Below are 8,061 nucleotides of genomic sequence, written 5' to 3'. Positions count from 1 at the left end.
AGCCCGCTCCCACATGGGTTCTGCCGGGTGTCAGGGAGTTCAGTTATGGCTTGTCCACATCATGGTACTCACCCCCATACCCATCCCCCACCCGCCAGATAATGTCGTGGTTCTCATTGGTCCATTCCGACGGTTTCAGCGAGTACTTGTAGTCCTCTGAGTTACGGTTATTCCCGTCCCCGATAAAGTCCGGGTGGTCCCGCCGATGGTCGCCCCCGCGGATACTCGACCGCGCATCCCACTCTTCCTTGCGGAAATCAAAAATGCTCTGGTCCTGCGGCGCATCCCGCTGGCCCCAGTCGGACAGGTAGGTCTGCAACCACACGTACGCTTCATCCCCGTTGGGCTTGAGCAGCCCGTCCTGCTTGAAATCCTGGATCTGGTCCCAGTTCTGCATCGAGATCTTATGCAGCTTGTGGGACTGCACCGTGCTCAAGATCGCCCCGACAAACGACAACGCGCCGGAGATCAAGAAACCCACCGGCCCCAGGAACGGAATGATCCGCCCGGTCACCCCCAGCGTGCCCAGCACGCCGCCGGCCGCGCCCACCAGGCTGCTGACACCACCGGCCATCGACAGTGAACCCGAGGCGATTTTCACCGGGTCTTTCTCGCGCACACCATCACGCAAGGTAAACGCCGCCTGCACCACACTGATCACGCCGCCTGCCACGTCGGTGGCCATGCCGATCACCTTGATCGCGCTGCTGGCGAACTTCGCGCCAAAACCGGCCCCGGCCACGCCGCCGCGGCTGGCAATGCCTTTTTCAATGCCTTCCTGGATCTTCGCCGCACCTTCGTCGCTCCAGCCGCCGCTGTTGAGGGCCTTGCCCACGTCCTTGCCGTCGTCCATGGCCTGGTCGACGATCTCGAAATACTTCTTCTGCACCGCCTCGGCGTCCTTGGGCAGCGCGTGGTAACCCTCGCCGGGCTTGGCCCACAGGTCGGGCAGGGAACGGTCGAAGCCCATCAGCTTGTAGGCGTTGGTGCCGCGCAACTTGTCGTAGACCTTCAAGCCCAGCGTGGCGAAGTGCGAGCCGGTGCCAAGGAAGCCAAGGAAGTCGTTGGCGATGCCCAGGCGTTTCATCGGCGTATCCGCCAGCTTGCCGCCTTGTCCGGCGAGTTGGTAGACGATACGGCCCATGCCGATCGCGCCGCCCACTGAGCCGAGTACGCCGTTGTCCTTGAGGAAGTTGAGGTTCTTCACGAACGAACTGCGGTTCTCTTCGCTGAGGCCCGGCATGATCTCCTTGCTCACGGCCTTGTCGATGTCGCTGAAGCTGATCACGCCGTTTTTCTGCCAGGTGTCGCCGAGGGAAATCATCGCCTTGCCGAAATCGGCGGCGGCGTTTTTGTCCTTGAGCAGTTGGTCGACGAACTTCGAATACACACCCAGCGCCTGGCGCGGCAGGCCGTCGGCACTGCCCTTGAGCATCGACAGGATTGCCATGGTGTTGTCGGTGGTGGCCAGGGCGGTGTTGTCGTCGGAGATCTTGGTGGGATCGTCCATCAGCTTTTCAACGGCATCGGTGTAGCCGTCGATCTGCAGGTTTTGCAGGAAGTTGTCGGCCTTGGCCGGGTCGATATCGGCCAGGGCGGTGTAGGCGGTCTGGATTTCCTGGGTGGCCAGTTCGGTCTTGCCGCTGTCCTGCAGGGACTTGATGTACTGGGTGAAGTTCTCCGAGGAGGTGCTGTCGATCAGGCGCTGCCTGGTCTCATCGACCTTCGCCTGGCCGCCGTCGACCTTGCCCAGGGCTGCGTCGTGGTTGGCCTTGATGTCGTGCTGGATGGTCGAGTCGCCGAGCAGGTCGTTGATGGTCTGGTCGATGGCCTTGGTGTCGAAGATGTTGTCGCGTACATCCCGCGAGGTCACGTCGATGGGCGTGGTGGCGATGCCCTGGTTGCCGAAGCCGTGCTCGGGAATGATCGACATGCCGTTGTCGGCCATGCTCCTGGCTTCCACCGCCCGCAGGAACTTGGCGCGCGGGTCGTCCTTGCCGATGCTGCCGTCCTTGACCCCGGCGCGGTAGCTGTCCACCAGGGTCTTCATCGACAGGTCCTGCACCGACAGCGGGTTGCCGCTGTCATCTTTCTCGGTGGTGGTCAGGTTGTCGACGGAGACGTCCTTGAGGGGCGGCAGGCCGTTGTCGATGCGCAGCTTGTCGACGTCGGTGGTTTGCGCGGCGATGTCGCTGCGGTAGCTGGAAATCTGCTCGAACATCTGTGGATTGCTGTCTTCCGACACCACGATTTTCTCTTCGCTGCCCCCCGGCTTGTGCTGGGTGAAGGCGATCAGGCCCGGGCCATAATCACCGGCGCCGCCGACGCTCATGATGTCTTCGGTGGAGGCCAGGTAAGCGTCCGGGGCGGCGAGGGTGTAGCCGTCGCCCTTGGCCTTTTCGATGCCGGCCAGGGTTTGGCCCTTGCTGGTGTAGGCGGCGAAGGCTTCGGGGGTGATGTCCTTGGACACCACCAGCAGTTTACCGTCGGCCTGGTTGACCACCAGGATGCCGTCCATGGGCGCGTCGACCTTGCTGATGTCGCCCAGCTTCAGGCTGGCCTCGTCCTTGCGCAGCAGTTCCTGGCCGGGCAGGGACTGGGCGTTCTTGATGTAGTCGAAGGCCTGCGAGCCTTCGCTGGCGTGCACGGCGTGGAGGAAGTTGTAGAAGGTGCCGCCCGCGTTGGGGTTGGGGTTGCTGAGGTCGGCGCCGGGCTGCGGCAGGTCGGCTTCGGACTTGCTGATCGCGTACTTGTGGCCCTGGTGTTCGAACAGGATCACTCCGGCGCTGCTGTCTTCGGACACCACTTTCAACTGGCTGAAATCGAGGTCGCCCGGCAGGCTGGTGACTTCTTCATAACCTTTGGATTTGCCGTCATTGAGGGCTTCCTTGGTCACCCCGGCCTGGGTGTAGGTGCTGAACGCCTGGGGCGTGAGCAATTCGGAAATGACCAGAGTCTTGCCGTTTTCAAGGCTGACCTTGAGGATGCCGTCTTCAGCCTTGCCCACGGATTTGATGTTGGCCAGGCGCACGCCGTCGCCGTCTTCGCGCAGCAGTTGCTGGTCGGGGTTCTTCAGGCTTTCGACGATGGCCTTGCCGGCCGGGGTGCCCTGGGTTTCGGCCAGGGTCTGGAGGAAGGTGTACAGCGGGGTACCTTCGTCGGGCCCGCCCTGGTTGACCGGGGCTACGGCATGGCCGAAGCGCAGGTTTTTCAGCACGTCGAAACCGTCCTGGGCGTTGGCCGCGCCCTCGGCGCTGATCTTGTATTTGGCGCCGTCCTGTTCGAAGTAGATCACCCCGGCGTCCTTGTCTTCGGAAATGACCTTGAGCTTGTCGATGTCGAGCTTGGCCGGGAGGGCGGTGACTTCCTTGTAGTCCTCGGGCTTAAGGGTTTTGTCGCCCGGCCCGGTGCTGGCAAGGATTTTGGCTTTGTTCAGGACGGCGTCGAAAACCCGCTCGGGAGCGTTGGGTTGATCGACGCGGGGCGACGCGGATTTTTCGGGGCGGGTGATCATCGGTTCAGTCCATGTGAGGGGCGCACGAGGACTCGATAGTAGGGGCTGCAAGCGAGTGAAAACGGGTTCGTTGGCAACAAGTCACAAGCTTTCACAGGTGTGAAATTCACGTCCCGGGGTAGCGCGTCTCCATCACGACGGACAATGCATCCGGACGCCAGAATTCCTGGTCGAACTCCACCGGCTGGTCATCCTCGCCGAAGTTCAAGCGTTCCAGATACACGCTGGTGGAACCGGTGGACAATTGCAGCAACTCGGCCTGTTCTTCATTCACCGTGCCAATGTGCATCTCCAGCTCACACCGCGACAGCACCCGGGAAAACCGCTCCCGCAGCAGTTGGGTCAGCGAGGTATTCAGGTCAGCCTCCAGCAGCCCCGGGCACCAGCTGGCCAGCAGTGCATTGAACTCCAGCAACACCGGCCGCCGGTCGATCCAGCGCCGCCGTTGCAGGAAAAACACCGGCTCATCCGCCGACGCGAGGCCCATCCGCCTGGCCAGCCAGTCGCCCGCGGGGCGCAGCTCTGCGTGCAGGCATTCGGTGCGCGGCGTGCGGCCCTGGGCACTCACATAATCCATGAAGCCGCTGATGCGCGTCGGGTCATAGCGGATGCGCCGGGGGCTGACAAACCAGCCGCGACGGTTTTCCCGGTACACCAGGCCCTCGGCTTCCAGTTGCTGCAAGGCCTGGCGCAAGGTGACCCGGGTGCAGCCGAAGCGCTCGATCATTTCCCGTTCGGAGGGGAATTTCTCATCGGCCTGGGGCACACCCGCCGCAATATCGTTGGCGATCTGTTCACGAATGCGCTGGTAGTGGGGTGAAATCGGGTCGAAAGGCATCCTGGGGTTCCGTGTGCAGGCCTGGCGTGGGCGTGACTCTACCGTTCCTGTTGGCGCAGGTCACGCTGCCACGACACCAACCCATACGCCGCCAGCACCACAAACCCGGCATACAGCGCAGCGGTCAGTTGCAGGTCCTTGTACACAAACAGCCCCACGTAGACCGTATCCAGCACGATCCACAGCCACCAGCTCACCACATACTTGCGCGCCGCCCACAGGCTGGCCACTAGGCTGAAAGCGGTGAGCAGCGAGTCCAGCCACGGCAGTGCGGCATCGGTGAAGTGGTGCATGGCGGCGCCCAGCAGCAGCGCGCCGATCACCCCGGCGAGCAGGTGCCGCCATGCTTCCTGGACCGGCAGCCGTTCCACCCGCACCTTGCCCGCGTCGATGCGCCCGGTGCTCCAGCGCCACCAGCCGTAGCCCTGCAACACAGCGAAGACCAGTTGCAGGAGCATGTCGGAATACAGCTTCACGTCGAAGAAGATCCAGCCGTACAGCAACACCGCGACCACGCTGACCGGCCAGCACCAGCGCACCCGTCGGGCGGTGAGCCACACCCCGGCAATATTGAAGATCACAGCGACTATTTCCAGCGGCGTCATACAGTCCCCTCAGGGTCAGTTTTGCAGGTGCAGCGCCTGTTGCTTGAGCTGGCGCTTGCGTTCAAAGGGCAGTTTTTCCTGGTCGCCATACGGCGCGCTGTACCAGTTGCCGTAAGTCGGGTTGGGCAGCACGAACCAGCGCTGGCCGAGCCAGCCCAGGTAGGGTTCGGCGGCCTTGCGCTGGGCGTCCAGGGTGTTGTGTTCGGCCTGCACGAAATCCCCCAGGGAATCACCCGCCAGGATCAGCACGCGGGCGTGTTGGGCGACCCATTGGCGTCGGCAGTTCTTGCCGTAGCCGGCGTGTTCGCAGCCGCCAATGGGCGTGCCGGCAGCCAGTACCTGCTGCTCGCTGTCCACCGGAAAGCCCCGCAGGCGCAGGTTGTTGACGGTGGCCTGGACCTGGCTTTGCTCGCGGTTGGTGATGTAGTACACCGTGATGCCTTTGTGTTTGGCGGCCTGCAGGAACGTCACGGCGCCCGGCAGCGCCTGGGCCTTGGCCTGGTCGACCCAGGTGTTCCAGCGGTCGTAGGAGTAGACCTGGTTGTTGACGACGTCCCGGGCATTCAGCGGGATGTTGTCGAGCACGGTCTCGTCGATGTCGACGATCACCGCTGGCGGCAGCCCGGCCAGATTGCGCGGTGGCAAGGGCAGGGCGTCCCAGTCCGGGGTCTTGAGGGCCACGTCCAGTTGGCGAGTGGCGTTGGCGAACACCTGGCGGTAGATCAGCTCGTGCTCGATGGAGGTCTGGGTCCACAGCACCGCATCCAGCTGGTCGTTGGCGGGCGGTTGCTGCTGGCAGCCGACGAGGGCGGTGGAGAGCAGGCACACACTGGCAAAAATCAGATTACGCATGAACAGTCAGCCTCAAAAATTGACGGTGGCGGATAACCGCGCGGTGCGTGGCGCGCCCAGGAACAGGTAGCCATCGCCCGCCGATTCACCCACATCGCGCCAGTAGCGTTTGTCGAACAGGTTGTCGACGGTCAGGCGCAGCACAGTATCGTAATCACCGACTTTGGTGCTGTAGCGTCCGCCGACATCGAACACCGCATAGTCGTCGACCTTCACGCTGGCCTCGCGGTTCGCGTACTTGCTGCCGCTGTATTGCACGCCGCCGAGCAGGGCCAGGCCCTTGATCCCGGGAATGCTGTAGTCGCCGTGCAGGCTGGCGCGCAGCTTGGGTACGTTGATCGCCTGGTGGCCGTCGTAGTCGTCGGTGCCGCTGCCGCTCACCCGGGCGCGAATCGCCGCCACGCTGGCCGACACTTGCAGGTTATCGGTCACTCGGCCGTTGGCAGAGAGTTCCAGACCCACGTTCTTCTGCTTGCCTTGCTGCACAAAGGTGAGGGTGCCGTCATCGTTGGGCCGGTTGTATTGCAGGTCCTGGGTGATCTGGAACAGCGCGGCGGTCAGGCTCAGGCGCTGGAAGTCACGCTTGATCCCCACTTCCAGCTGGCGCGAGGTGGTCGGCGGCAATACCTCATCGGCGTTGCTGCTGAACCATGCCGCGGTGCCGCCCAGGGACAGGCCCTTGCTGTAGCTGGCGTACAGGGTGGTGTCCGGGCGCGGCTTGTAGATCAGCGCCACCTGGGGCAGGAATACGCTGCGCTGGGTATGGCGGGTGGTGTCGCCGGCCTGGTCGTAGGTTTCTTCGTCGAGGCGCACCTGGCGCCCGCCGAGAATGGTTTGCCACTGCTCGTTGAAGCTGATGCGGTCGCTGGCGAACAGCCCGTATTGGCGGCTGTCCAGGCGCCGGTAGGTATGGCCCAGCGGCCCCTCGTAGGGGTCAAGCACCGGCGGCTTTTCGTAGATATTGCCCTCGCCGATGTATTCGTTGACTGATTCACGCCGGTCCACCAGGCGGCGCAAGGCAGTGGTGCCGAAGGTCAGGTCATGCTTGAGAAAACCGGTGTCGAACTGGCCGTTGAGGGCGGCCTGGGCTTCTTCGTTGCTGCGGGTGTCGTCGGGGCTGCGGTAGTCCGAGATGTCGTAGTCACCCTCGGCGCTGAAGTGGTTGGGCACTGCGGTGTTGGCGCAACTGGCGGCGCCGTAGCAACCCCAGGCGAAGGTGCTGTAGTCGTCGATCACCACGCGGCTGCGGGAGGCGCTGAAGCTGGCTTTCCAGGCCTCGTTGAAGCGGTATTCGAACAGGCCGTCGAGGTTCAGCGACTTGATGCCCACCGGGTTCGACCAGCTCTGGTAGCCCAGCAGATCCCGTGGCGACACGTTGTGGGGCACGGTGGTGCCGCCGAGCAATTGGTATCCGGGCACCGAGCGTTGCTCGCGGTTCTGGTATTCGGCGTTCAGTTGCAGCAGGGCGTTGGGGCTGATGTTCCAGTCGAGGGCCAGGGAGGCAAAATCCCGCTGGCCGTCGGCGTGGTCGACGTAGGAACGGATGTCTTCGTGGGCCAGGTTGACCCGCACCCCCACCTGCTGCTCGGCACCGAGCCAGCCGCCGACGTCGGTGGCCAGGTAGCGCTCGCCGTGTTCGTTGGTGGAGACAGTCACCGAGCGCACGTTCTCCGGGCGCTTGCTTACGTAGTTGATCAAGCCGCCGGGTTCGGACACGCCGCTTTGCAGCCCGGACAGGCCCTTGAGCACTTCCACTTGCTGCTTGTTTTCCAGTGCGACGTTCTGTTCGCCGGTGATGGTGCGACCGTTGATCTTGTAGCTGCTGGCCGGGTTCAACGAGAAACCGCGCACCACGAAATTCTCGTAGTAACCCACCGGCGCATAGCTGTCGCCGACCGAGGCGTCGTTCTTCAATACTTCACTGAGCAGGCGGGCTTGCTGGTCTTTCAGGCGAGCCTCGGTGATCACCGCCACCGAGGCCGGGGTGTCCAGCAGCGTGGCGTTATCGAAGCCGGCGACAGCGGCCTTTTTCGCCTGGTAGTCGGTGGCCTGTTCACCGACTACGGTGACGGTGTCCAGAGTCGCGTCCTGGGCGTGGGCGGCCGTGGCGGCGAGGGTGATGCTCAGGGCGAGCAGGGTGTGACGGTACGGTGTTGCCATAAAAGGAGCGCTCCAAGGGCCTGCCCGCTGGCGCCTCGCGCTTTATTGGGCGCAAAGGGGCCCTGCGCTGCGCAACGGACGGGTTGCCAGTA

The 8,061-nt window shown here is 63.5% G+C and carries 5 protein-coding genes; all 5 read right to left on the bottom strand.

What is annotated here, in order from left to right:
• Positions 1–43: 43 nt before the first annotated feature.
• The 5 genes from HX869_RS23845 to HX869_RS23825 all read right to left on the bottom strand — a co-directional run bounded on the left by HX869_RS23845 (position 44) and on the right by HX869_RS23825 (position 7,969).
• Positions 44–3,514, bottom strand: a complete 3,471-nt coding sequence (locus HX869_RS23845) for a hypothetical protein (protein WP_178903742.1) — start codon at positions 3,512–3,514, stop codon at positions 44–46.
• Between the two features lie 106 nt (positions 3,515–3,620).
• Positions 3,621–4,352 (bottom strand): UTRA domain-containing protein, encoded by a 732-nt coding sequence (locus tag HX869_RS23840; protein ID WP_178903741.1) that lies wholly within the window; start codon positions 4,350–4,352, stop codon positions 3,621–3,623.
• Positions 4,353–4,390: 38 nt separating this feature from the next.
• A complete protein-coding gene (gene pnuC / locus HX869_RS23835; RefSeq protein ID WP_102369486.1) occupies positions 4,391–4,957 on the bottom strand; it encodes a nicotinamide riboside transporter PnuC in 567 nt (188 codons plus the stop codon).
• A gap of 15 nt (positions 4,958–4,972) precedes the next feature.
• Entirely contained in the window at positions 4,973–5,809 is an 837-nt protein-coding gene (locus HX869_RS23830) for a 5'-nucleotidase, lipoprotein e(P4) family (protein WP_003208300.1), read from the bottom strand.
• Positions 5,810–5,821: 12 nt separating this feature from the next.
• The gene (locus HX869_RS23825; protein WP_177080500.1) at positions 5,822–7,969 is read right to left on the bottom strand and encodes a TonB-dependent siderophore receptor; all 2,148 of its coding nucleotides are present in this window, start codon (positions 7,967–7,969) and stop codon (positions 5,822–5,824) included.
• Positions 7,970–8,061: the final 92 nt, after the last annotated feature.

The organism is Pseudomonas sp. P7779 (assembly GCF_013386315.1).
GTDB lineage: Bacteria > Pseudomonadota > Gammaproteobacteria > Pseudomonadales > Pseudomonadaceae > Aquipseudomonas.
The sequence above is the reverse complement of the archived record's forward strand: the minus strand, read 5'-3'. Positions and strand labels throughout refer to the sequence as shown.